This is a genomic window from Maribacter zhoushanensis, assembly GCF_029350975.1.
In the GTDB taxonomy this organism is placed as follows: domain Bacteria; phylum Bacteroidota; class Bacteroidia; order Flavobacteriales; family Flavobacteriaceae; genus Maribacter; species Maribacter zhoushanensis.
The window spans coordinates 463830-485650 of record NZ_JARKMR010000002.1; the positions used below are offsets into that span (position 1 = coordinate 463830).

Below are 21821 nucleotides of genomic sequence, written 5' to 3' on the forward strand. Positions count from 1 at the left end.
TTTAGTATTACATTAATAATTCACTTAAAAACTCTAGACACTATGTTATTTTAGCTTTTTATCGCCCATACCTAATCCTTTAGCAAGATTAAATAGGTTGCTAAATAACGTCTGCTCATCGCTGTCATTAGACTTAGATTTTAAGTCCATCAGTAAATTAGCAATAGTTACATTTTTAAGGTCCTCAGATGAAATACCGTATTTATCCGCGAATTCTTTAACCTTTTCCAATAGATTACCTTTAACGTCGTCACTGCCTAAAATAGCATCTTTTACGTCTTGTATATTGGTACTGTTCTCTACCAATCTATCATAACCTTTACCTTTTGTAATCTGTCCGATAATTTGATCAAAGAACATAGTCTCACCACCTACAATATCAATTTTGGCAGCTTTTAATGCATCACCAATAACCTGGGCTTGTGCATCTGCAATATCTTTCTGAATATTAATCTGCGCAAGATCTATTTGTAATTCTTTATCTAAACGCAACTTAAACTCTTCGTGCTCTTTACCAACACCATCTAGTTTCTTCATTGCATTTGCCTTTTCTTCAATACCAGCGGCATCTGCTAAAGCTTTTTCTTTGATTACATCAGCCTCTGCCAATCCGTCTTTACGTTTTGCTTCTGCTTTAGCTTCAATACCGGTAGCTTCAGCTTTTGCTTTTTTCTCAATGATGATTGCTTGTACAATTCCCTCACGCTCAAAAGCATCAGCTTTAGCATGCATCACCTGAGCTTCAGACATACCAACAGTTGCTTCTTCTTTTGCTGTTGCTTCAGCCAAAATTTTACGGGCTTCTGCTTCTTTCTCACTAGCTTCTTTATGTGCCAATGCTTCAATATTGATTTCTTCCGCTTTTTGTTTAGCAGCCTCTTTTTGAGCCTCTGCAGCTTTAATCGTTTTAATTAAGTCTTCTTGAGCGTTTGCTTCGGCAATCGTAATTTTCACTTGTTTCTCACGATCTGCAGTTTTGAAAGCTTGAATATCTTTCATGTTTTCTTGCTCTTCCACTACTCCTTTTTCAAGGGTAACACGATCACGAATAACATCTTGAATATTTTTCTTCTCAACTTCAACAACTTTCTCTTTTTCAATCTGCGCAAGAGTAACAACTCTTTCTCTTTCCGTAGCCTCTAAAAGTCTGTCTTTTTCAACTCTTTCCGTTTCAACTGCATCGGTACGTTGTTTGTTCTTTAACGCAACAATAATTTGACGCTCCATGTTCTCTTCAGCAACCTTCACCTTTTCACGAGTGGCAATACGGGCAGTTTCTGATTTCAACAATTCTTCTTCAGAAACCTTTAAAATTTCAGCTTCTTCACGAGACTTTATATTTGAGATTTCTCTTTTTTGCTGTTCTTCTTTTTCAGCTAACTGCTTGTCTAGTTCAAGAATAGCCTCACGTGCCTCAACATCTTGTTTACGGATTACTTTCTCTTCATCACGCTTAATAAGGTTGGCTTTAATGTTTTGTGCAGCGGTTAAATCCGTAATTTTCTTAATACCTTCAGCATCAAGAATATTATCTGCTTTTAGGTGTGACACGGCAGTTTGCTCCAGATAATCTATGGCGCAATCTTCTAAGGTGTAACCATTTAGGTCAATTCCAATAATATCTACAATTTCATCTCTAAACTCTCTACGAGCTTCATATAATTGAATAAAGTCGAATTTCTTACCAACGGTTTTTAAGGCTTCAGAAAACTTGGCTTCAAAAAGCTCTTCAAGAGTTTCTTGCTTAGAAGCTCTTTGCACACCAATGGTCTGAGCAACTTTTTTAATAAGGTCTACTTCGTTGTTTACCCTAACAAAGAAGGCAACTTTAATATCTGCACGCATGTTATCCTTGCAAATTAAGCCTTCTGTAGCAAGTCTTTCAATTTGTATTTTCTTTACTGAAATGTCCATTACTTCAACTCGGTGAAATACGGGTACAACATAAAGACCTTTGTCCGTAGCTACTTTAGTTCCTCCAAATCCGGTTCTGACCAAGGCTTGACCTTGATGAACTTTTTTGTAGAACATAGCAATAATTGCAAAATAAACAATGATAAGGAAGAGGATTACTCCCAGACCAATACCGATAATTGAAAAGATGGATTCCATAAATGATTTAAGTTTTATTGGTTATAAGATTGTACTAAAAAGTGTGTATGATCCGCAGATCTTTTGATAATTAATACCGAGCTACCGTAGGTTAACGGTTTACGGTCTAATGATTTTACGTAAATAGAATGGCTATTACCTTCTGCTTTAACTTCGGCATTCCCCATTTTATCTTCACTAATGTTTGATAACAATATAGCTTGCCTTCCTAAAAAATCTACAGGCGCATCACCATCTTTGTTCAGGTGCTTAAAGAAGCCCTTAAATGGAGTGGTAAATAGTTTGTTAACAAATAGTGCTGGAAAAAATGCAGCTAACATAATTATGAAACCTATATAGTTTTCATATGTTAACGTAATGGTCGTCAATAAGGTTGTCATCAACCACCAAACAAATATCCAGCAGGTAAATGTGAACATAAAAGGTAGTCCCACAAAGTTGAAATAGATAAGGAAAATTTGCCACCATTTTAATGGTCTGCGTCTTTTTCCTAAAACATCATCTTGATTGACCTCTGTATTAGAGATATCTTCAAAATCAAGATTACCACCTTCTATACTAGAGTCAAAATCAATATCCGCATCTACGTCAATATCTACATCAACATCTAGGTCAAAATCAAGACCACCTATCATGGTAATGATCCAATACACCAGAAGGAGTATCAACAATAAGGTCAATGTAATATTTACCTCTGAAAATAATATGTCTATTAGTTGATTCAAATTTTTATTTTTTGGATTTGTTAAACCCTAATTGTTCTTTTAATTTTTGAAGTTCATCATCTGCGGCGGCTTCAGTAGTATCAGCAGCTTTGTCTAATTCTTCATCAATAGATTTACTAGAATTTGCAATATCACCATAAGCTTCTGCCAAGGCTTCCTCTTGCGCTATTTTATCTTTCATTCTTTCAAGCATAGAAACTGTACCGGTACTATCCAATTCAGCCATTTGCTTGTTAAGATTTTTGGTAGCGTTACTCACTTTAACTCGTGCTTTAAGTGTTTTAAGCTCATTCTCCCAGTTACCAATGTTAGCTTTTAAAGCTTCAACATTACCTTGCATTTGGCTTACGTTAGCTTCAAATTTTTCAGTTTCTACTTTTGTAGCTTCTAATTGCTTTTCGTTGGTTTCTTTTTGCATTAAAGCTTCTTTAGCAAGTCTATCTGCTTCTGAAACATCCATTTCTTTACTATTTGCCTTCTTTAAAATGATAATGGCTTTGTCTTGATATTCTTTAGCTTTGTTCTTGTAAACGTCTTGATCGTTCTTAGAACGTATTGCAAGTGCTTTTACTTGTGCAAGCGCCTCTAAACTTTTTTCCAGATCTTGCTTCATATCCCTAATGCCTTGTTCTGTCATCTTTATAGGGTCTTCCATCTTATCTATTGCTGAATTGGTTTCAGCCTCTCCTATTTTAAATAGTCTTTTAAATATATTCATGATTTTTTATTTTTAATATTTAGAAAATTCAATTATTTGGTCAGAGTATTCACTCATTAGCAGGCTTAATGAATTTAGACTAGCTTCAAACTCGTTAAGATCCATATTCTCTATTTGTAAAGTATCTCTGAATATGACCCGGTTTGCAGTTTCATCTAGAACGAAAGCGCCGTGAATGATATCTCTATTTTTCTGAAGTAAATTTTTAAAGATTTTTTCTGATTGATTATGGACAGAAAATATAAATTGTTCCATAATTAGAATTGGAGGCGATACTCCTAAAATCAGATTTTTTATTCCAGAATCTTCTTTCTCTACAACCAAAATACCTTCTCCTCTATTTTCTTTAACGATATTAAAGTTTAATTGAAGTAGATAATCTCTGGTTATATTAAAATGGTTTTTCATATGTGTTGGTTTTTGTAGGTGGATTCTTAAATTCAATAATACAAAATATTATTGGTGTGTTTTCCTTAATTATATAAGGAGTGCCAAAATGTAAACAACTACGATGAACATAATATTGTGTTTTAAAAAGGTTAAACTAAAATTACTTGCTCAAAACAATAGCATTCTAAATAATTATTGCTAATTTTGTTAGACAAATATAAATATATTTTTATCAATTGCAAATATTATTAGCAAAAAATGTCATATTTCGGAAAGAATATTAGAAAAATAAGAAGCTTAAAAAGTCTCAGCCAACAAGCGTTTGCGGAGCTTTTTGACTTAAAGAGAGGCACTTTGGGTGCTTATGAAGAAGGAAGAAGTGAACCTAAATTAGAGACGTTAATAAAGATTGCTAATTATTTTAGCATCCCTATAGATGATCTGTTAACGACAGAATTAACGGTAAATAATTTATTAAAGTTCAAAGGAAATTTAACAGTAGAACAAGATTTAGGCGAACAAGAATTTTTTATAAAAGTGCCGTGTATAACAACCCTAAATCAATCTGATTATATTAAGTATTTTGATAAAGATTCTTACATACAAGATTTACCATTTTTATCATTACCTATAAATCCTGATAAGAAATTTAGGGCTTATACTGTTCAGAATTTAGAAATGAGCAAAAATGAATCGGGTATGTTTCCTAAAGATATTGCCATTGGTGAATTTATTCCGCCAAATGTTTATTCTAAATTAAATAATGGCACTTTAGTTTTTACCGTTACGGACCAAAATATCATTTTACGAAGATTGTTTATTACCAATGATCATTTTGTATTACGTGCAGAACACAAAAATGTAGACGATGTTACCTTACAATTTAAAGATATAAAAGAAATGTGGCGAGTGCGGTATGTGTTCTATCATAGATTGCCCGAAACCAATTTTAATTTGGAAGAAAAGTTATTTCAATTGGAAAAAGACTTTGATAGACTTAAAAATGATCTATAATAAAAAAGCCCTTCATTACTGAAGGGCTTTTTCTTAAACTTGAATGTATATATGTCTTAGATAACTTTAACGTTCACTGCGTTTAAACCTTTGTTACCTTCTTTAAGTTCGAATTCAACTTCATCGCCTTCACGAATTTCGTCGATTAAACCAGAAATGTGTACAAAGTGATCTTTTTCAACTCCTTCTTCAGTGATAAAACCGAAACCTTTTGTGTCATTGAAAAATTTTACTGTTCCTTTACTCATTGTAATGTAATTTAAATTATAATACTTATTAAGAGGCAAAGATGACGCCAATAGTTGACAAACAGCGTTTAAAGTAGTTTTATATCTATTTTTTGTGAATACTTTAAGAGTTTTCGTACTTAAATTGAATTAAAAGGTCATCTGCAGGCACAATTCTTCTCAAATTCATACAAAATAACTTATCTCAAATATAAAAAGAGGGTAAGTTTTAGTCCTTAATACTCAATTGAGTAATTATATTTTATGATACTTTAGTAGAAACAACTAATATCAACATCAAATACTCATTACAATGAAAAAATTCTTTTTATTTAAAAATGCCCTTTTTGGGGTATTGTTTACTTTACTTTTATCTAACGCTGCTATAGCTCAAGAATCTAAATTCGATATTTCTAAAGATTTACTGCTTGTTCAGTTAGATTGTAAAACTGATATAGACGATTTACATACTTCAGCCGGTTTGGCTACACTTTTAAATCACCCAGATTATAAAGATTTAAATTATTTAGCTGTTGCCGGCACTTATGGTATTCAAGAAGGATTATATGTGCCGCCAAATGAGCTAATGAAATTGGCATTTAAAAGTAATTGGGCAGATGCGGATAAGGAATGGGAAGCATCTATAGATATAGTTGTGAGTAAGGCAATGAGCATCATTGAAAATGGTGGGTCAATTTGGATAGCTGAAGCTGGGCAATCAGATTTTACTGCAGACTGGGTAAAGAAAATTAGAACAAAAGACCCTTCTCTAAAAATTAAAGATCATATTCATGTGGTTCAACATAGTGATTGGAACGAATCTGTCACTGAACCAGTTAAGTTAATGTATGTAAAAACAGCAACCGACTATCACAAAATAGCCGATGGCAATGCTGTGGGCAATGGTACACCAGGCTTAAAGTCTGACAGTAAGGTAGATTGGGAATCTAAAATTAATAATCAGCATTTAACTAATGTTTGGAATACCGCCATTAGTTTAGGAAACAAATACAATGGTAAGGACGGCAGATATCTAAATGAAAGTGTTGCCGAAGGCGGATTAGATTTTTCTGATTTAAGCGAAGTATGCTATATTCTAGACCTTATGAAAATAAAAGATGCAGATGAGTTTTTCACTTATTTTAAGATAGACTAGTAATAGACAAGCATTTATTTCAATTTAGAAAAGGCCTCTTGTAACTTTTTAGTAATGGGGCCTTTTTTATTTCCTGTATATAATTGGTACTCATCAATTTTTTGAATAGCTGCAATTTGAGTGCTAGTTCCTGTTAAGAAAGCTTCATCAACACTTCCTATATCTTCTAATGAAATTGCCGTTTCTCTCACCTCTATACCTAGTGATTTACAAAGCTCAATTACTACTATTCTAGTAATTCCGTTAAGAATATATTCATCTGCTTTATGGGTTAAAACGACCCCATCTTTAACAAAAAATAGATTACTGTGAGAAGCTTCGGTGAACATGCCGTTTCTATGTAATATGGTCTCATAGCATTCATGTTGCATGGCTTCTTCGTTTAACATCACATTACCTAAAAGAGAAGTCATTTTAATATCGCATCTAGACCACCTAAAATCTTTTCGTGTAATTACATGTGCATTTACCAAGTTTATTTCAGGTAAAGCTTTCGGTACTGCATACATCATTACTGTTGGTTTTATACTTGAGGGAAAAGAGTGTTGACGTGGTGCCACTCCCCTAGTAATCTGTATATACAGCATACAGTCCTTTTCGGTTAACAGCGAAGCTTTCAATAAGTCATTTATTCCAATTGAAAGTTGGCTTGTATCAAAATCTATATTGATTTTATGTAAACCGGATTGTAGACGTTCTAGGTGCTCTTTTTCATAAAAGAATTTTCCGTTTATTTGAACCATAACCTCATAAAGACCATCACCAAAAATAAATCCGCGGTCGAAAACCGAGACCTTAGCTTCATCAGAATTTACAATCTGTCCGTTTAAATAAACTTTATCTGGATAACTCATATTGTTTTATAACCTGTTGGTTGTTATTGAAATATTATGGATAGATCAAATCTAAAAATGAACTATAAATATAGCCACAGAACGAACAATTCTGGCATATTCGCATAAAAAAAGCAGCCTTAGTAGCTGCTTTTTTATACATATTATCTATTCATTAATTGTTGGCTGCTAGCGCTGTATCATTATAGGAAAGCCTATAAATAGCATCTCCAAAATCATCAGATATAAGCATTGATCCATCTTTTAAAACTAACATATCTACTGGTCTGCCAGATGCTTTCTGCTCAGATTCATTTAACCATCCGTCTATAAAAGGTTTACTGTTAATAGCTTTACCATCTTTAATATCAACCATCATAATTCTGTAACCTACTTTCTTGCTTCTGTTCCAGGAGCCATGCTCAGCAATAAAAGCTTTGCCTTGATACTCTGCAGGAAACATGTTACCAGTATAAAACTTAATAGCTAATGGAGCTACGTGGGCACCTAACTGTAAAGCAGGGGCAACAAAATCTGAGCAAGGTCTTAATTCTCCAAATTCAGGATCTTTAACTATACCTCCGTGACAAAATGGATAACCAAAATGTTGTCCAGCTTCTGTAACAGTATTCAACTCACACGGTGGGATGTCATCGCCCAACATATCACGACCATTATCTGTAAACCACATTTGCTTAGTGTCTGGATGCCAAGCGAAACCAACTGAATTTCTAACACCTCTTGCGTATATTTCTCTATTGCTTCCGTCTGGGTCCATTCTTGAAATTGTTGCAAAACGCTCGTCTTCATCCGTACGGTTACAAATGTTACATGGAGCACCAACGGGTACATATAATTTGTCATCAGGTCCAAAGGCTATATATTTCCATCCGTGATGAAATTCGGTCGGAAAATCATCATAAATCAATTCCTTTTTCAATTCACCGCCAACTTGGTCTTCAATGTTAGGATATTTCCAAAGACTACCTGGTTGCGCAACATATAAATCACCATTTCTCATGGCAATTCCGTTAGGTACTTCCATAGTATCTAGTACTATAATGTTATCCGCTTTAAAATCACCGTCAGTATCTTGAATAGCATAAACGTTATTTTCAGTTCTTGTGCCTACAAACAGTGTTCCATCATCACCCATTGCCATAGATCGAGCGCCATCTACTCCCCTAGCAAAAACTTTAATTTGAAATCCTTCAGGAAGGTTTAATTCTAGCAAAGCTAAATCTGTACTATCAAGCTCAATCTCTTTTGCTGTACTCTCGCTATTTTCTTTCTGATTCTGTTTACAGGAATGTAATGCAATAACTACGGACAAAACCATAGTTAGTTTTAAAAATGATATTTTCATATAGAAGTTGTTTAGTATTGTACGAAGATACACAACATGATTTACTATCAAGATTTATTGATGAGATGTAAAATATTTTAATCAAAAAAGCCGACCCGTAACAAAGTTAGGATCGACTTTAACCAACCAAACAACATTTTAATATTTAAGAGTTACCATCCATTGCTTTACCAATAAGAGTATCTCCTTGTATAATTTCGAAAGTAGAATTAATGGCGGCATCATCATGTAAAGACCTTACCAAGGTTTGCGCCACATCATCTCTAGTAATAGAACCTTGTTTATTCAATTTAGATTTTAGTTCAATTTTACCGGTGCCCGAATCATTTGTCAAAGAACCTGGTCTAACAATAGCGTGCATTAAATTTTGAGATTTTAGATATTCATCTGCATTATGCTTTGCTTTTAAATACTCCTTTAAATCACTAGCCTCTTCAGGGTTGTCCGCGCCCATTGAACTTAGCATTACAAACTTTTTAATGTTTGCATTTTTAGATACGTCAATTAAACTTTTAGCGCCTTCTTGATCTACTTCAACAACTTTTTTACCGCCAGATCCGGCAGCGAATATTACTTTATCAATATCTTTTACAGTGTGTGACAAGTCTTTTTCTAAATCACCTAAAACTGTTTTTATATTTTCCTTTTCAAATTGTTCTTGCTGTTCTTTTTTACGAACCATGGCTACTGGTTCAAAGTATTGAGAGCTTTTTAAAAGGTTAACTATTTTTTTTCCTGTGGTACCGTTAGCACCAGCAACTAATACATTTTCCATTTTCTAATTATTTATTTGCAAGTTGGCTAAAATCTATTGCTATCATTAATTCTTAAAAAGAAAATCTTAATGCTAAACGATTGTTTGTTATGTTTTAAGATGCTCTTTTAAATGAGCTCATAACCATTTGTTTTGTGATAATAGTTACAATTAAAAGAAAGTAACTTTCAAAAAAAATTATAGATATGAAAACTGAAAATAAAACAGAGACTTATAATTCTGATATTACAGAAGATGATTTACAAGCATTAGGAGAAAAGGTAAAAAATACCCGTACAGATAATGGTGATGATAGTCAGTTAGACAATAGAAATAGACAAGTTGATTTTGCAGGAAAAGATTTAGATATACCTGGCAGAAATCTACCTCAAAATAAAACTTCAAAATCTTTAAAAGATGAAGAAAATCAATTGTATAGTTTAGGTGGTGCTGAAAATGAAAATTTGGAACACAATAACGATGACATATAATATCTTACAAAGTAAAATTAAAAAAAGGCAGCCATTGGCTGCCTTTTTTAATATAACCTAAATTTTAAATGTTTTCCTCATATGCAGGATAATCTAAATAGCCTTCTTTTCCTGGGGTGTAGAAGGTATCCGTATCCCATTCTGCAAGTGGGTGGTTATGTTCAAAACGTTCTACCAAATCAGGGTTGGAAATAAAAGGTTTACCGTACGCTACTAAATCAGCATTACCTTCTTCAATTACCTTATTGCCCGTTTCTTGATTGAAACCGGCATTAATCATTAAGGTGCCGTTATAAAGAGGTCTAAAATGTTTGGCAATGTGTTCTACCGCAAACGGTACATTAGAAACATCGTTAAATGGTTCTGATAAATGTACATAGGCCAAATTATAGTCGTTTAATTTTTTAATGATATACTCAAAAGTAGGTATGGTTTCTTCGTCCAAGGTAATACCGAACATACCGTTTAGAGAAGGATTGAATCTAACTCCAATTTTTTCTTGAGGAATTACCTCTTTCATAGTGTCTAAAACTTCAAAAAAGAATCGGGTTCTATTTTCTATATTCCCACCATATTCATCGGTTCTGTGATTAGATGTTCCGGTAAAAAACTGTTGAAATAAATATCCGTTAGAAGAATGTATTTCAACACCATCAAATCCTGCTTCAATTGCATTTATTGCTGCATTTTTAAAATCTAAAACCGTTTGTTTAATATCAGCAATACTCATGGCTTTTGGTGTCACGGTATCTTTAAATCCTTCTGGAGTATAAGACTTTGCATTAGGGTTTATTGCAGATGGAGCTAAAGGCAATTCGCCTTCATGAAAATCTGGGTGAGAAATTCTACCTACATGCCAAAGTTGTATAAATATCTTTCCGCCTTTATCATGAACTGCTTTGGTTACTTTTTTCCAGCCTTCTACTTGTTCTGCAGAATAAATACCAGCTGTATTAACATAGCCAACCGCATCTTTAGAAACTTGGGATCCTTCTGTAATAATTAGTCCTGCAGAAGCTCTTTGTGTATAATAGGGCACGTGTAAATCTTCTGTAGGCACATTTCCTTCATTTGCAGCTCTACTTCTAGTCATAGGTGCCATGACCACTCTATTCCTTAGGTCTAAAGTGTTTTGAAAAGGGGTCAATAATGCTTGATTGCTCATATATCTAAATTTTGTTAACTGTATGTTTTTGTCGAACAAAGTTCAAATTATTACAAGAAGTTTGTTGACTCTTATCGTTAAAACATTGTTATAAAACGTATAAAAAATGAATTGTTCAGCCTGTGTCATATTTTTGCCATTCTAAATTTTTAAAACCTTCTTAGTTTTTTATCGTAGGTATAGATAATGACAACTTTTCCAAAATAATATTTTATGATTTATAGCCGTAACTGGGCACTAATGCTTACCGTATATATTTTTATATTAGGTGCAACTACTATTGTGAATGCACAAACTTTAAAAGGTAGTGTTACCGATACAGAAGGTATAGCATTAGAAAATGTAGGTATCTTTAATCAGACTTCAGGTCAACATAGCCATACAAACTTATCAGGTGCATTTTCACTTACTTCTACATCGGTAAATGACTCGGTTTATTTTTCCAACTTAGGATTTAAAACATTCATTCTTGTTGTAAATCAAGATCATTTAACTAATGGTATAAATATCTCTTTAGAAGAGTCAAGTATCAATTTAGAGCAGGTTGTAGTTGTTTCTAAAGTTGATGCCATGAGTAGGATTGTGAATGTAGATGTACAAAATGATCCTGTAAAATCATCTCAAGAGATTTTAAGAAAAGTACCAGGTTTATTAATAGGTCAACATGCCGGCGGTGGTAAAGCCGAACAGATTTTCTTGAGAGGATTTGACATTGACCACGGTACAGATGTGGCTATTAGCGTAGATGGTATGCCGGTAAATATGGTATCTCATGCTCACGGACAAGGGTATGCAGATTTACACTTTGTAATACCAGAAACTATAGATAATGTCAACTTTGGAAAAGGTCCGTATTACGCGGATAAAGGCGATTTTAATACTGCCGGATTTGTAGATTTAAGTCTGAAGAAAAGTGTTGACAAGAGTATGGTTTCTTATGAGGCGGGACAATTTAATACAAACAGATTTGTAGGTCTATTCAATATTTTGGAAAGCGGCAAGAGTAGCGCATATGTAGCATCTGAGGTGTATTTAACTGATGGACCATTTGATTCTCCTCAGAACTTTAATCGTTTAAATATTCTTGGGAGATATAATTATAAAGATATTGGGAAAGAGGAATTAACATTAACTGCCTCTCATTTTCAAAGCAAGTGGGATGCTTCTGGTCAAATTCCACAAAGAGCAATAGACCAAAATATTATAGGTCGTTTCGGTGCGATAGATGATACAGAAGGTGGACAAACCAGTAGAACCAATATCATGTTGAATCACACTAAATTTTTAGGTGAAGATCAATTTCTAAAAACACGAGCATTTGTGAGCAAATATGATTTTGAGTTGTTCTCGAATTTCACTTTCTTTTTAGAAGACCCAGTTAATGGCGACCAAATTCGCCAGTATGAAGATAGAACCATAATGGGTGCTGAAACTGTTTTTGAACAAATTGATATTGCTGTTGGTACAGATGATAGGTTTAAATATTCTGCTGGTATAGGATTGAGAAATGATAACGTAGATGATGTAACCTTAGAGCACACTTTAAATAGAAAGACAGTTTTAGAACAATATGCATTTGGTGATGTAGACGAAACTAATATGTATGGTTTTGTTGACGGAGAGTACAAAACAGGAAACTGGACATTTAATCCGTCTGTTCGTTTCGACTATTTCAACTTCGACTATGAAAACAAACTAAGTGAAGTATATGATAATAAAAGCGAAAGCAAGGCAATAGTAAGTCCTAAGTTGAATGCAATTTACGCCGTAAATAAAGACTGGCAGTTATTCTTAAAAACAGGCTTAGGTTTTCACTCTAACGATGCACGTGTAGTAACTGCAAACGAAGGCAGAGATATTCTTCCAAGAGCATATGGAGTAGATTTGGGAACAATTATTAAACCGGTAGATAAATTAGTATTGAATGCTACGTTGTGGGGTCTGTTTTTAGATCAAGAATTTGTGTATGTGGGCGATGCCGGTATTGTTGAGCCTAGTGGAAAAACAAGAAGAGTTGGTGTAGAAGTTGGTGCGCGATATCAAATGTTAGATTGGTTGTATCTGTATAGTGATATAAATTACACCTATGCAAGAAGTACAGAAGAAGCAGATGGCGAAGACTACATTCCTTTAGCACCAGATTTTACTGCTGTAGGGGGATTATCTTTTAGTGATATTGGTGATTTCTCAGGAAACCTAAACTATAGATACTTAGGTGACAGAGCTGCGAATGAAGATAATAGTATTGTTGCAGAAGGGTATTTCGTTACCGATTTGAACCTAAACTACCATATTAAGAATTGGACAGTAGGTGTAATCGTAGAAAATCTATTTGATACTGAATGGAACGAAACTCAGTTCGCTACCGAAAGTAGATTATTCAATGAGACTGCATCAGTAGAAGAAATTCATTTTACTCCTGGTACTCCTTTTTATTTAAGAGGAAAGGTTTCTGTAAGCTTTTAAGAAAAATATTGTTTAGAGATTATAAAAAGGATGATTTGTTACTTCTGTAATGAATCATCCTTTTTTTAGACCAAAGCAAGATGCAAGAAGTTTTTAAAGATTTTAGTACTGGTGGATTACTGAAAATTGGTAATGAATTATTATTAGAATCTTATAGAAAACCAAAGCAAGCCGGAATCTATATTTTTATTAGAACTACTACCCAAAAAGCTTTGATCGAAGTAGACGGTGTACCATATACTATTTCTGAGCATAGTTTACTGGCATTAACACCAATTCAGTTCTTACACTATATTGAAGGCAGTAATTTAATTGTCTATCAATTTAACAGAGAGTTCTATTGTATTAAAGACCACGATCAAGAAGTAAGCTGCGCAGGGCTATTATTTTTTAGTAATGCACATATTCCTGTTATAGACTTAGGAGAAAAACAACAACGAAAGTTTGATACGTTACACGAAGTTTTTGTTGATGAATTAGAAACGGAAGATACCATACAGGCAGAAATGCTTCGTATGCTTATGGCTCGTTTTATGATTATGAGCACACGACTGCTTAAAGCAAAAGAAGGGTTTAGCGAAACTGCCAATGACGTAAAAGTAGATTTGCTCAGAGGCTTCAATTTGTTAGTTGAAGAATACTACAAGTCAGAACATTCGGTTGCTTTTTATGCAGACAAATTATTTAAGTCTCCTAAAACCCTTTCAAACACTTTTTCAAAATTTAATACTACTCCCCTACAAATTATTCATGAGCGTATTATACTTGAAGCAAAGCGATTACTTATCTACACAGATAAGACCACTAAAGAAATTGCTTATGAAATTGGTTTTGATGATGCATCTCACTTGAGTCGTTTATTCAAAAAACAAACGCTACAGTCTCCTTCTGAATTTAAGAAACAACTTAAAAAATCATTTTAGGGAAAAATTGACAATATCTTGGGTGAAATTGCCCGTTTTAAGATTCTTAATACATACATCTTTGTAGTGTACAATTAAAACAACAAAGACATGAACTTAAAACATAAATCAATCTTCAATTTAATAGAGATATTTACATCTAAGAAGACGAAAATCAACACTGCCATCAATGCTAAAAAACATTGTGAGCGCAACCATTTATCAGATTACTACTGTGATTCTGATGGGTCTTCAAAACTAACAAAAGCATTCGGTTCATTTTTATAAAAGAAAAATTGACATGTAGAAAGGAATTCTCTACATGATACGAACAGTACCCCGATTATACCTTTGTACCAGATAAATTAAAGAATAAATCAATAATAATTAAAGATAAAAATATGAGCACATTTAATGTTCCTACAAGAGAAGAAGTAAGCGAAAACAATCAGGCGATTTTCGATAATTTAGAAAAAGCATTAGGTTTTGTACCTAATTTATATGCAACCTATGCAAATAGCGATACAGCTTTAGAAAACTATTTGAATTTTGCCAATGCTAAAACATCATTATCCGCAAAAGAAAAAGAGGTTGTTAATCTAGCAGTAAGTCAAGTAAATGACTGTATCTATTGTTTGTCTGCACATACGGCAATAGGTAAAATGAACGGATTTACTGACGAGCAAATTCTGGAGCTAAGAGCAGGTAAAGCTTCTTTTGATTCTAAATTAAACGCCTTGGCGCAATTGGCAAAAAATGTAACTGAGAATAGAGGACGTACAGATGAAAAAGTCTTGGAAAACTATTTTGCTGAAGGGTATACAAAAGCAAATCTAATTGACACCATATCATTGGTAGGTGACAAAACAATATCAAACTACATTCATAGTACTACACAGGTGCCAGTTGATTTTCCTGTAGCAGTTTCTTTATAAGTACAATTTTAAAAACAATAATTATTAACATCCATTAGAGCAAAAGCTCATTAAATTTTAAACACATGAAAAAAGTATTATCAATTTTAGTAATCGTATTAGCTTTCACATTTAATTCAAACGCACAAGACAAAATGATGAAAGACAAAATGATGAAAAAAGGTTCAAAAGAAATGAAAATGAATGATGGTGTAAAGAAAATTGCACTAGAACAAACTGCGGGTGAGTTTACGCAAAAATCAATTACTGTAAGTGAAGGTACTTATGTTTTTGATGTTGCAAACAACAATGTAGGTAAAGATGTAGGTTTGGTATTGGTTAAAAAAGGTAAAGATGCCTCTAAACCAGAAAATCACATTCAGACTGCATATGTAACTGCAGCCGTAAAAAATAATACTGTTGGTCATTCTAAAGAAACGAAATTGGAAAAAGGGGAATACGTATATTTCTGTCCTTTAAACCCAACACCTCAATATTCTCTTATTGTTGAATAAGAAGTAATTAGCTATAAATAAAAAGGGCTGTTCTTAAATGAACAGCCCTTTTTATATTCTATAAATTCTATAGAAATAGAAAATATTTAGTTTACATTAATCTTCTGGCGGATGCCCATGTATATCTTCAAATACCCTATCAAAGTTTTCACGTAAGTAAGCGTTCAATTTCTTTTGGTAATCATCTTTCAACCAACTTAAAAAATTATAAGTACTCTTGCTAATACACTTACCATATACATGAATACGATTATCAATATCTTCTTTTAGTAATTTGGCCAGAGCAATTGCATCGTAAACATCTTCACTATTTTCAATACACATATAAGCATGTTGCGCAATAGATCTTTCTAAAACCACTTTTGAAGATTCTCCGGCAAACGTTGCGGTTTTATAAGTTTCTTTAATATCGAAATAAGTTTCTTTAGAGTTTTTAAATTCTGCTTTAACCTCTTCAGATAAATCTAACTTAAAATCACTTTCAATTTCCTCGTCATCTTTAATACGGTCCATGTAGAAGTTTGGAGACTTGAAAATAGCTCCCCAATCCAAATCTGCTCCCCATGGTCCAAAACGATAAAGGTTGTTTCCTAAATCAATAACCGTAAATTTAGATTTGTTATTCAAAACCCTTGAACCCCTACCTATCATTTGGTAGTAAAGTGTTAATGATTTTGTTGCTCTATTTAATATAATAGTATCAATGGTAGGTTCATCAAAACCCGTAGTCAAAATACTTACCGATGTCAATATAGCATCAGGTGTTTCTTTGAACCATTTTAAAATTTCTTTACGCTGCTTTTTAGTGGCAGTATTATCAAGATGCATAACATTTAAGCCTGCAGCCTGAAAAGTATGGTATACTTGAATAGAAGTTTCAATACCATTGTTGAAAATCAATGTCTTTTTACCTTTAGAATGTTTGGTGTAAGCTTCTAAAAGCTTGTTTAGCATTGCGGGGCTTGTATAAAGGTCAGCCGAAGATTTTACGGTATAGTCACCGTTAGATCCAATTTCAAGAGAGGTAAGTCCCATGTCATACTGAAATACTTCTGCCCTTGCCAAGAAATCATTGGCAATAAGGTTTTCTATAGTTTCACCAGGTATAAGTTCATCATAGTTTTTGTTCATTGGTAAGTCCTTATTAGAACTTAACGGGGTTGCCGTAACACCAAGAACAAAAGAATTATCGAAGAACTTAAAAAGTTTGGTAAAAGAATTATAGTGCGCTTCATCAATGATGACCAGACCAACATCAGAAATATCCAATTGGTCGTCGTTTAACCTATTGTTTAAGGTTTCTACCATGGCAACGTAACAGCTGTAACGTTCATGGTCGTCAAGATTGGCTTTACTGTTTACTACCTTGTTCACAACACCAAAACTAGTAAGCATTGATGATGTTTGATTACAAAGTTCAATACGGTGTGTCATTACCAAAACCTTCTTATTGTGGTTTTTAAGATATTGACGTACTATTTCGGAAAAAATCACTGTTTTACCACCACCGGTTGGTAGTTGGTATAGAAGGTGATAATCATCTCGTTCTGAATCGAACTTGTCAAAAATTTGTTGAATAGCTCCTTGTTGATAGCTGTAAAGTTCCTTGTCGGTCTTTCTATCCTGTAATTCAAAAACTGTCTCTTGCATAAAATCTTCTCTGGAGTATACAAAGGTAACATTCTCACTAGTACATTACTAATTCATGGGTTAAAAAGGGTATCTTTTGCGACCATATGTAACCTAAATTAATCGTAAGCATATAAATTATTGGAACATTTCCATTTTAAAATATATAAACCTGTGGGTATGTTGAGCCAAATGACCTCTGGTGAAGATCGTCAGCTCCGTAAAAAACGATTTTTGAGTGAGCTTCATGATTTTCCTGAAGGATTAATGCCTGTGGGTAGACTAGATGAAAAGTCTGAAGGCTTATTGTTATTGACAACAGATGGAAAGTTGAGCGATACTATTAATAGATCAGGAATAGAAAAAGAATATCTAGCACAGCTAGATGGTTTAATTACCACGGAAGCAATTAAAGAAATATCAGAAGGAATAACTATTGGCGTATTCGGTCAAAAGTATACCACCAAACCATGTAAAGTGACCATACTAAGTGAGCCTCCTGCCCTGCCCGATGCAGATAAATCATTACGAATTGGAAAACATAGACCTACTTCTTGGGTCAGTATAATAATCAAGGAAGGTAAATTTCGTCAAGTACGTAAAATGACGGCAGCTGCTGGTTTTCCAACGGTTCGTTTAGTACGTGTAAGAATTGGCGAGATAGTATTAGGAGAAATGCAACCTAGAGAAGTGGTTATTACTTCAAATCTTTTGCCATCTTTTTAGGAATTCGTTTTCCTGAAAAACGAGATAAAATAGTTAGGCTCTTTTTTGTGTTGATAAAGTAAACTCCGGTAAGCAATACTATTGATGCAATTACCGACTGCAGAGTTATATTTTCATTTAAAAAATACCAACCTAAAGTCATGGCAACTATAGGGTTGACATAAGTAGATGTTGCCACTTTTTCTGGTGAAACTATTCGTAATAAGTAATTAAAAGCGGTAAAGGTAACAATGCTTCCAAAAACAATGAGCAATGACATTGACCATAATACCGGTGTGCACCAAGTGGATGGCAAAGACCAAGGCTCTCTTAGTAACATACTTATTAAAACAAGGGATAATCCGCTTGTAAACATTTGATAACCTGTATTTACAAAGAAGTTTTTAGGTAATTCTGCCTTACTCACAAACAAACTGCCGTAAGACCAGCTTAGCATACATAGAAAAATTAGTACCATACCTAAAACGGCACCCTCTTGAGCTATGATTTCTTTTTGACTGACCAATAAAAATATACCGGTGATTCCAAGAACAACACCTATAATTGACATAGGTTGAATTTTCTTTCCGTGAAGAACGCGCATCATTATTAGTACCACCAATGGTTGTGCAGAAACTTCTAATGCAGCAAATCCACTATCTACATATTGTAATGCCCATACCACTATTCCGTTACCTATTGTAAGAAATAGAAAGCCTGCTTTAAAAGTGTTCTTGAATTCTTGTTTTGAAATTTTTAATGGTAAACCTAATATTCTAGAAATAATGAATATTAAAGTGCCTGCGGTAAGAAAACGAATACCTGCCAACATAAAGGCAGGTAATTCGGTTACTGCAATTTTATTCCATAAATAGGTAGAACCCCATATGAAGTAAATGGCAAAAAATGACATTACTACCAGAACGGTGTTACGTTGCATTTTCGCCATAGAAAATTATTAAGGACTAGATTTTCTTTACACGAACGGCGTTCATACCCTTCATGCCTTTTTCTAGCTCGTAAGAAACTTTGTCGTTTTCCATAATCTCATCGATAAGACCACTAACATGAACAAAATATTTTTCATTGTTCTCAGCGTCGATTATGAAACCAAATCCTTTTGTAGTATCAAAGAAAGAAACTTTACCGTTTCTTACCGGATCAAATTCTTCAACATCACCTTCTTCTTTCTTTGGAATACCTAAAACGATATCTTCCGCTTCAATTTCCACTTTCATTGCTGGATCTGGCGGAGTGTCCACCAAGTTTCCATTGAAATCTACATAAGCAAGTGGAATACCAGAAGTACCACTTTCTTTTGCAGCTGCTTTACGAGCAAGCATTTTTTTCTTCTTTTCTTCACGCTTCTTTAAGCGTTTTTTCTCTTTTTCAGTTTTATTAAATGTTTGTTGCGATTTTGCCATTCGTAATTTTAATGATAATAATAGATTTTGCAATAAAGGAATTGAAATACGTGGTGACGTGTATAACGAACGGTAAGTTTTTGAGTAAACTATAATTCCGTTTGTTGTAAGGTCATTGCAAGAATCATCTGCATCCCTTTAAAGTTCTACAAAGATATGATTTGTATTTCAATTATTTAGCATTAACTGGGCTCAAACTACTAAAGTTTTGTACTGCATCTATTTAAAATGAATTTAGTAACACTTTATATAGTAATATTTGAATGCTTTTCACCTCTTCTCCTACTCTAATAAATATAGAATCTGCGATTAATCATTAAGAATTGTTAAAATTAAATTTATAATAAAATATATAAAACACTGAAAAACAATATAATACGTAAAATTCGATAATTTAATTTGTTAAAAATAGTACCTTTTTATGCATAGTACTGTAACAAAATAAAACATTCGTCGTCTAGTAAGTATAACAAAATTATTAATCATCAATTAAAAATTAAATATCATGAGAACTTTTATCAGAAACACACCGACAGAAACAAGAAGAAACACTTTCTTTTCAAGTTTAAAAAATAGTAAGAGAGTGCAATGGGCAGCATCAAGAAATCATACCCATTAATATTAAATTCAATAATCATTCATCAATCACACGGCTAATCACCGATTAAAAATCGAATATCATGACAACATTTATTAGAAATACACCAATGGAATCTAGAAGAAATACCTTTTTTACAAACTTTATTAATAGTAAACGAGTACAATGGGTAACATCTAGACATCACACACATTAGGAATTCATCAATCAAAAAAATCATTAATCAATTCGGCTAATCACCGGTTAAAAAACGAACATCATGAGAACTTTTATCAGAAACACACCAACAGAATCTAAAAGAAATACATTTTTCTCAAGTTTTAAGGATAGTAAACGAGTACAATGGGCATCATCTAGACATCACACACATTAAGAATCCAACAATCAAAAAATTCATTAATCAATTCGGCTAATCACCGGTTAAAAAACGAACATCATGAGAACTTTTATCAGAAACACACCAACGGAATCTAGAAGAAATACATTTTTCTCAAGTTTTAAGGATAGTAAACGAGTACAATGGGCATCATCTAGACATCACACTCATTAAAAATCATCAATCAAAAAAAACATTAATCAATTCGGTTAATCACCGGTTAAAAACGAACATCATGAGAACTTTTATCAGAAATACACCAACAGAATCTAGAAGAAATACATTCTTTTCAAGTTTTAAAAACAGCAAACGAGTACAATGGGTTGCAAGTAGAAATCATACACATTAATCGTTTTTCGAATTTAAAATTGGGCGCCTTTCTTAGTAATTAAAAGTTGTAAAAAATTGAAACAACTTTGAGAAAGGGTATAGAAGCGTTTGCAATTGCTTCTCTGAATTAGCAAAAAAAAGGATAAGATTAAACGATCTTATCCTTTCCAATTTATATTAAAATTTAAATTTAATCTTCTAAAGTAATTTCCTCCTCAACACCGTTAGGATATGTAAGTAACGCTACATTATCACAAGTTGTATCTCCAAAATCTACGTTTACGGAAAGTCCATTCTTAGAGACATCCATATCACCACCTGAGACATAGAAACAAGTTACTTCACTGGTCAATGGATTATTTACCGTGACATTATAGGTGTTACCCTCAAAAACTACTGTCCAGCTACCTTCTATACTGTAGGTTGCAGTTTCATTAAAGGCTATAGTTGTAGACTTGGTGCCGCTATCAGAAATGATAGAACCATCTTCCATTTCTACTGTCATTTCACTAGTAACCTCAAAAGTTATAGCATTATCATTTGAACTTGTACTGAAAGAAAATGATCTTGTACCATTAATTTTAGTTTCTCCTACATAGAAGTCAACATAACTTGCCGTGAACGAACCGGTTTCTCCTTGTTGATCATAAGTTACAGCTAATGTACCGTTTACATTTCTAGAACCATTTAATACACAATTATTGAATGTGGCAACATAACCTGTATCAGAATATACGGCGCTGTAACAATCACTGCTTAAGGTTTTGCCTGTACTACTGTTATTAGATGATAACTCATATAATGCCAAATCAATACCGCCAGTTATATCGTCGGTTTCTAGAACTGCTTTTAGCTCTGTTTGCGTTAATGTAACTTCTTCAGTAGTGCTGTCATCTTCACTACAGCTGTATGCCATTAATAATACTCCTGAAAGGAATAATCCTTTTACAAAATTAGATGTTAGATTTTTCATATTGAATTGTTTGTAGGGTTGTAACTATAAAACGTTGA

General features: G+C 33.3%; 22 protein-coding genes. 9 read left to right on the plus strand and 13 right to left on the minus strand.

Annotated features, from left to right (window positions below):
- Positions 1 to 45: 45 nt before the first annotated feature.
- From PXD56_RS08700 to PXD56_RS08715, 4 genes are read right to left on the minus strand one after another with little or no spacing between them, the layout of a single operon-like run.
- Positions 46 to 2112, minus strand: coding sequence for an SPFH domain-containing protein (locus PXD56_RS08700; RefSeq protein ID WP_276492946.1), 2067 nt, complete (start codon positions 2110 to 2112; stop codon positions 46 to 48).
- Positions 2113 to 2126: 14 nt separating this feature from the next.
- Positions 2127 to 2837: an OB-fold-containig protein gene (locus tag PXD56_RS08705; protein ID WP_276492947.1), complete on the minus strand. Its 711-nt coding sequence runs from the start codon at positions 2835 to 2837 to the stop codon at positions 2127 to 2129.
- A gap of 4 nt (positions 2838 to 2841) precedes the next feature.
- Positions 2842 to 3555: a PspA/IM30 family protein gene (locus PXD56_RS08710; RefSeq protein ID WP_276492948.1), complete on the minus strand. Its 714-nt coding sequence runs from the start codon at positions 3553 to 3555 to the stop codon at positions 2842 to 2844.
- A 12-nt stretch (positions 3556 to 3567) separates the two neighbouring features.
- Positions 3568 to 3963 carry a type III secretion system chaperone family protein gene (locus PXD56_RS08715; protein WP_276493277.1) on the minus strand — a complete coding sequence of 132 codons (396 nt, stop codon included), beginning with the start codon at positions 3961 to 3963 and terminating at the stop codon, positions 3568 to 3570.
- Between the two features lie 240 nt (positions 3964 to 4203).
- Between PXD56_RS08715 and PXD56_RS08720 the strand changes: the two genes are divergently transcribed.
- Positions 4204 to 4959 carry a helix-turn-helix domain-containing protein gene (locus PXD56_RS08720; RefSeq protein ID WP_276492949.1) on the plus strand — a complete coding sequence of 252 codons (756 nt, stop codon included), beginning with the start codon at positions 4204 to 4206 and terminating at the stop codon, positions 4957 to 4959.
- Between the two features lie 56 nt (positions 4960 to 5015).
- Here the strand turns inward: PXD56_RS08720 and PXD56_RS08725 are convergent, their stop codons facing one another.
- Entirely contained in the window at positions 5016 to 5207 is a 192-nt protein-coding gene (locus tag PXD56_RS08725) for a cold-shock protein (RefSeq protein WP_027067037.1), read from the minus strand.
- Positions 5208 to 5499: 292 nt separating this feature from the next.
- Here PXD56_RS08725 and PXD56_RS08730 point away from each other — a divergent pair, with 292 nt between their 5' ends.
- Positions 5500 to 6342, plus strand: a complete 843-nt coding sequence (locus PXD56_RS08730; protein ID WP_276492950.1) for a hypothetical protein — start codon at positions 5500 to 5502, stop codon at positions 6340 to 6342.
- A 14-nt stretch (positions 6343 to 6356) separates the two neighbouring features.
- On the opposite strand, the gene PXD56_RS08735 is transcribed toward PXD56_RS08730, so the two are convergent.
- The 3 genes from PXD56_RS08735 to PXD56_RS08745 form a co-directional block, all read right to left on the minus strand.
- Complete coding sequence (locus PXD56_RS08735; RefSeq protein WP_276492951.1) at positions 6357 to 7196, minus strand: aminotransferase class IV; 840 nt, start codon at positions 7194 to 7196, stop codon at positions 6357 to 6359.
- A 154-nt stretch (positions 7197 to 7350) separates the two neighbouring features.
- Positions 7351 to 8541: a PQQ-dependent sugar dehydrogenase gene (locus PXD56_RS08740; protein ID WP_276492952.1), complete on the minus strand. Its 1191-nt coding sequence runs from the start codon at positions 8539 to 8541 to the stop codon at positions 7351 to 7353.
- A 145-nt stretch (positions 8542 to 8686) separates the two neighbouring features.
- Positions 8687 to 9316: an SDR family oxidoreductase gene (locus PXD56_RS08745; RefSeq protein WP_276492953.1), complete on the minus strand. Its 630-nt coding sequence runs from the start codon at positions 9314 to 9316 to the stop codon at positions 8687 to 8689.
- Between the two features lie 185 nt (positions 9317 to 9501).
- On the opposite strand from PXD56_RS08745, the gene PXD56_RS08750 reads away from it, so the two are divergent.
- Positions 9502 to 9786 (plus strand): hypothetical protein, encoded by a 285-nt coding sequence (locus tag PXD56_RS08750; protein WP_276492954.1) that lies wholly within the window; start codon positions 9502 to 9504, stop codon positions 9784 to 9786.
- 64 nt (positions 9787 to 9850) lie between these two features.
- Here PXD56_RS08750 and PXD56_RS08755 read toward each other — a convergent pair whose 3' ends face one another.
- Entirely contained in the window at positions 9851 to 10951 is a 1101-nt protein-coding gene (locus PXD56_RS08755) for an alkene reductase (RefSeq protein ID WP_276492955.1), read from the minus strand.
- 213 nt (positions 10952 to 11164) lie between these two features.
- Between PXD56_RS08755 and PXD56_RS08760 the strand changes: the two genes are divergently transcribed.
- From PXD56_RS08760 to PXD56_RS08780, 5 genes are all read left to right on the plus strand, one after another.
- Positions 11165 to 13417 carry a TonB-dependent receptor gene (locus tag PXD56_RS08760; protein ID WP_420828443.1) on the plus strand — a complete coding sequence of 751 codons (2253 nt, stop codon included), beginning with the start codon at positions 11165 to 11167 and terminating at the stop codon, positions 13415 to 13417.
- An 80-nt stretch (positions 13418 to 13497) separates the two neighbouring features.
- Positions 13498 to 14340 (plus strand): helix-turn-helix domain-containing protein, encoded by an 843-nt coding sequence (locus PXD56_RS08765; protein ID WP_276492956.1) that lies wholly within the window; start codon positions 13498 to 13500, stop codon positions 14338 to 14340.
- A 90-nt stretch (positions 14341 to 14430) separates the two neighbouring features.
- Positions 14431 to 14607 carry a hypothetical protein gene (locus PXD56_RS08770; protein WP_276492957.1) on the plus strand — a complete coding sequence of 59 codons (177 nt, stop codon included), beginning with the start codon at positions 14431 to 14433 and terminating at the stop codon, positions 14605 to 14607.
- A 113-nt stretch (positions 14608 to 14720) separates the two neighbouring features.
- Positions 14721 to 15254 carry a carboxymuconolactone decarboxylase family protein gene (locus tag PXD56_RS08775; RefSeq protein WP_276492958.1) on the plus strand — a complete coding sequence of 178 codons (534 nt, stop codon included), beginning with the start codon at positions 14721 to 14723 and terminating at the stop codon, positions 15252 to 15254.
- A 65-nt stretch (positions 15255 to 15319) separates the two neighbouring features.
- Positions 15320 to 15748 carry a hypothetical protein gene (locus PXD56_RS08780; RefSeq protein ID WP_276492959.1) on the plus strand — a complete coding sequence of 143 codons (429 nt, stop codon included), beginning with the start codon at positions 15320 to 15322 and terminating at the stop codon, positions 15746 to 15748.
- Between the two features lie 96 nt (positions 15749 to 15844).
- Here PXD56_RS08780 and PXD56_RS08785 read toward each other — a convergent pair whose 3' ends face one another.
- Positions 15845 to 17398 (minus strand): DEAD/DEAH box helicase, encoded by a 1554-nt coding sequence (locus PXD56_RS08785; RefSeq protein WP_276492960.1) that lies wholly within the window; start codon positions 17396 to 17398, stop codon positions 15845 to 15847.
- Positions 17399 to 17518: 120 nt separating this feature from the next.
- Here PXD56_RS08785 and PXD56_RS08790 point away from each other — a divergent pair, with 120 nt between their 5' ends.
- A complete protein-coding gene (locus tag PXD56_RS08790; protein ID WP_276492961.1) occupies positions 17519 to 18103 on the plus strand; it encodes a pseudouridine synthase in 585 nt (194 codons plus the stop codon).
- Here the strand turns inward: PXD56_RS08790 and PXD56_RS08795 are convergent.
- The 3 genes from PXD56_RS08795 to PXD56_RS08805 all read right to left on the minus strand — a co-directional run bounded on the left by PXD56_RS08795 (position 18075) and on the right by PXD56_RS08805 (position 21783).
- Positions 18075 to 19031 carry an EamA family transporter gene (locus PXD56_RS08795; RefSeq protein ID WP_276492962.1) on the minus strand — a complete coding sequence of 319 codons (957 nt, stop codon included), beginning with the start codon at positions 19029 to 19031 and terminating at the stop codon, positions 18075 to 18077. The genes PXD56_RS08790 and PXD56_RS08795 overlap by 29 nt on opposite strands.
- A gap of 16 nt (positions 19032 to 19047) precedes the next feature.
- On the minus strand, positions 19048 to 19506 hold the full coding sequence (locus PXD56_RS08800; protein WP_027067021.1) for a cold-shock protein: 459 nt from the start codon (positions 19504 to 19506) through the stop codon (positions 19048 to 19050).
- Between the two features lie 1494 nt (positions 19507 to 21000).
- On the minus strand, positions 21001 to 21783 hold the full coding sequence (locus PXD56_RS08805; protein WP_276492963.1) for a hypothetical protein: 783 nt from the start codon (positions 21781 to 21783) through the stop codon (positions 21001 to 21003).
- Between the last annotated feature and the right edge of the window lie 38 nt (positions 21784 to 21821).

Coding starts and splice junctions, on each gene's coding strand:
- PXD56_RS08710 (WP_276492948.1), bottom strand. CDS start 3,555: ATGAATATATTTAAAAGACTATTTAAAATAGGAGAGGCTGAAACCAAT.
- PXD56_RS08805 (WP_276492963.1), bottom strand. CDS start 21,783: ATGAAAAATCTAACATCTAATTTTGTAAAAGGATTATTCCTTTCAGGA.
- PXD56_RS08700 (WP_276492946.1), bottom strand. CDS start 2,112: ATGGAATCCATCTTTTCAATTATCGGTATTGGTCTGGGAGTAATCCTC.
- PXD56_RS08785 (WP_276492960.1), bottom strand. CDS start 17,398: ATGCAAGAGACAGTTTTTGAATTACAGGATAGAAAGACCGACAAGGAA.
- PXD56_RS08715 (WP_276493277.1), bottom strand. CDS start 3,963: ATGAAAAACCATTTTAATATAACCAGAGATTATCTACTTCAATTAAAC.
- PXD56_RS08765 (WP_276492956.1), top strand. CDS start 13,498: ATGCAAGAAGTTTTTAAAGATTTTAGTACTGGTGGATTACTGAAAATT.
- PXD56_RS08740 (WP_276492952.1), bottom strand. CDS start 8,541: ATGAAAATATCATTTTTAAAACTAACTATGGTTTTGTCCGTAGTTATT.
- PXD56_RS08760 (WP_420828443.1), top strand. CDS start 11,165: ATGATTTATAGCCGTAACTGGGCACTAATGCTTACCGTATATATTTTT.
- PXD56_RS08780 (WP_276492959.1), top strand. CDS start 15,320: ATGAAAAAAGTATTATCAATTTTAGTAATCGTATTAGCTTTCACATTT.
- PXD56_RS08730 (WP_276492950.1), top strand. CDS start 5,500: ATGAAAAAATTCTTTTTATTTAAAAATGCCCTTTTTGGGGTATTGTTT.
- PXD56_RS08745 (WP_276492953.1), bottom strand. CDS start 9,316: ATGGAAAATGTATTAGTTGCTGGTGCTAACGGTACCACAGGAAAAAAA.
- PXD56_RS08750 (WP_276492954.1), top strand. CDS start 9,502: ATGAAAACTGAAAATAAAACAGAGACTTATAATTCTGATATTACAGAA.
- PXD56_RS08795 (WP_276492962.1), bottom strand. CDS start 19,031: ATGGCGAAAATGCAACGTAACACCGTTCTGGTAGTAATGTCATTTTTT.
- PXD56_RS08800 (WP_027067021.1), bottom strand. CDS start 19,506: ATGGCAAAATCGCAACAAACATTTAATAAAACTGAAAAAGAGAAAAAA.
- PXD56_RS08720 (WP_276492949.1), top strand. CDS start 4,204: ATGTCATATTTCGGAAAGAATATTAGAAAAATAAGAAGCTTAAAAAGT.
- PXD56_RS08755 (WP_276492955.1), bottom strand. CDS start 10,951: ATGAGCAATCAAGCATTATTGACCCCTTTTCAAAACACTTTAGACCTA.
- PXD56_RS08725 (WP_027067037.1), bottom strand. CDS start 5,207: ATGAGTAAAGGAACAGTAAAATTTTTCAATGACACAAAAGGTTTCGGT.
- PXD56_RS08770 (WP_276492957.1), top strand. CDS start 14,431: ATGAACTTAAAACATAAATCAATCTTCAATTTAATAGAGATATTTACA.
- PXD56_RS08735 (WP_276492951.1), bottom strand. CDS start 7,196: ATGAGTTATCCAGATAAAGTTTATTTAAACGGACAGATTGTAAATTCT.
- PXD56_RS08775 (WP_276492958.1), top strand. CDS start 14,721: ATGAGCACATTTAATGTTCCTACAAGAGAAGAAGTAAGCGAAAACAAT.